This is a genomic window from Flavobacterium sinopsychrotolerans, assembly GCF_900110375.1.
Taxonomy (GTDB): domain Bacteria; phylum Bacteroidota; class Bacteroidia; order Flavobacteriales; family Flavobacteriaceae; genus Flavobacterium; species Flavobacterium sinopsychrotolerans.
The window spans coordinates 119,794-122,242 of the sequence record NZ_FODN01000009.1; the positions used below are offsets into that span (position 1 = coordinate 119,794).

Sequence of the window (2,449 nt, forward strand, 5' to 3'; positions counted from 1 at the left end):
GCCTGAAAATAAAAAGCTTAAAAACTACCTCAAAGTACCGTTCCACAGCCCGAGCCGTTCGTCGTTCGTCCTTAACTCGCGGACTGCTGCCACTTTACTTTCTCGTTGTTTTTTTATGCTTTTTATTTAAGGGCGGGATAGGAGTGGTGTGAAGAACGTTAACGGAATTATTATTATTATTATTATTTCTGAACAACGATCTTTTCTTTTAGCTCACTTAACTTTTATTATAAGTGGTGTTTGCTTCGCCTGTTCGCTTCGCTCGGGTGTCTGAATCTTCGATTTGCCTTGATACAAAAGAAACAAAAGATCAAGCCTGAATAGTTTTATCCCAAAAATCATCGGACGTATTTTCCTATCGCAACCCCAGCCGCTCGTGTTTCACACTCGACTAGGGGGGGGCTCCCTTCGGCCAAGGCTTAAATTCTAACCGTGATTTTTTGGCATAAAATTATAAGGGCGGGGAGAAGAGTATTTAAATGAACGTTTATTGGGGTATTGAGTTTATAATTTTTAGTTTTGTGCCATCGCTAAAGGGAGCCGAAAATTTAGAACGTGATTTTGTTTTGGCACTAAAGGGAGTAGGGGATTTAGGATATGGTTTGTATCTTGGCTTCGTTTGAGATGACCGCAAAGGATAACGGGAAATGGTCTTGACATATTTTTATAGAATCGCTGTCGTTGTTTTGTGAAAATAGTATATTTCCGTTTTAAATATAGTTCACGGATAAAAAAATAATAGCTTACGAATAAAGAAGTAAACATGGAAAAAAATAATTCAATTACACACGTAATACTCACTGGTGGAGTTGGCAGCAGGTTGTGGCCTTTATCACGTAAAAGCCAGCCTAAACAATATTTGGATTTGTTTGACGGCAAATCTTTATTTGAAATGACTGTTGACCGTAATCGGACTTTGGTGGATACCGTTATGGTTGTGGGTAATACCGATAATTGCCATTTGAGCAGAAAGGTTTTAGAAAAATCAGGTACTGACTATGTCGATATCATCGAGTCAACACCAAGAAATACGGCTGCAGCAATTGCTTTTGCTGCGTTTGCCTCTGATCCGAATGCTATTTTGATTGTTACGCCTTCCGATCATATCATCGATGAAATGGAGCACTATGCGCACTCTATTAAAGAGGCTATTGAAAAAGCGTCCAGAGGCTATATTGTCACTTTTGGAATTGTTCCCACTAAGCCAGAAACGGGATATGGCTATATTGAACGTAAAGGAGAAGATGTACTTTCTTTTCGAGAAAAACCCAATAAGGTTTCTGCCAAAGATTTTATTGAAAAGGGGAATTTTTTGTGGAACAGCGGTATGTTTTGTTTTAAAGCAGGTGTCTTTCTGGAAGAACTACAATTGTATAACCCAGAAGTATATGAAAAATCTAAAGCCGCCTGGGATGCTAATATCGGTGGGAAATTAGATTTGGAATTATCACTTGCCATTCCTTCTATCAGTATAGATTATGCGGTTATGGAAAGAAGCAGGAAAATAAAAGTAGTGTCCTCTGAATTTATCTGGTCTGATTTAGGGTCTTTTGAATCTGTTTATGATTATTTAGTGTCAAAGGGCCATCCTGTTGATGCCAATGGCAATATGGTTATTGGGACCGATGCTTATACGGCTTTTGTAGGACTAAAGAATACTATTTTTGTTGCTACCGAGTCTGCTAATTTAATTTTGCAAAAAGAAAGTTCTCAGGAAGTTAAGAATGTATATAACGAATTGGAACGAAAGAAATCTCATTTGTTAGAGTAAGGGAAAGTGATTGTCAGATTTATTAGTTGTTGATCTGTTGGTTGTTTGGTCGTTATTGATGTCTTTTTATATAAGTGCTATCGCTGTTTTATGAAAATAGTTGAAAAAGGGTTACTGTTGGTTCGAGAAGTTCTGATTGCACGATAAACTTTTATAATTAGTACTTAACAAAAAATAAAATGAAGCAGTCCTATGTATATATTATAAAATGCTCAGACGGTAGTTATTATACAGGTGTTTCAAGTAATTTATCTAGTAGATTATATAAACATAATTTTGGATTCTATCCTGATTGCTATACTTTTAATAAAAGACCATTAGAATTAGTTTTCTATTGTGAGTTTACAGATATAAACATAGCTATAGAAAAAGAAAAGCAAATCAAGAAGTGGTCGAAAATTAAGAAAGAGGCTTTAATTAATGGTGAATTTGAGTCATTAATTAACTTGGCTAAAAAGAGATTCCATAAATGATAAGTTCTCAATCGCATTATATTCGTCACTTGGAGTGTTTTGGCTGGAGGAAGTTGTTTGTATAAAATATTACATTAGCCAAAATGTATCGAGAAGTTTTGATTACAGATGGTTCTCGATACATTTTTATAAAGCCGCTGTCACTTTTTTATAAAAACACTCGAACTGACGTGTTGTGGGTTCTCGAGAAGTTTTGGATGCACAA

Annotated in this window: 2 protein-coding genes; both read left to right on the plus strand. The window is 35.9% G+C overall.

Annotated elements, in window-relative coordinates; all coding sequences use genetic code 11:
• Nucleotides 1–763 precede the first annotated feature (763 nt).
• A complete protein-coding gene (locus tag BMX64_RS14475) occupies nucleotides 764–1,771 on the plus strand; it encodes a mannose-1-phosphate guanylyltransferase (RefSeq protein ID WP_091173774.1) in 1,008 nt (335 codons plus the stop codon).
• A 179-nt stretch (nucleotides 1,772–1,950) separates the two neighbouring features.
• Complete coding sequence (locus tag BMX64_RS14480) at nucleotides 1,951–2,244, plus strand: GIY-YIG nuclease family protein (RefSeq protein WP_091173777.1); 294 nt, start codon at nucleotides 1,951–1,953, stop codon at nucleotides 2,242–2,244.
• The last annotated feature ends 205 nt before the right edge of the window (nucleotides 2,245–2,449 follow it).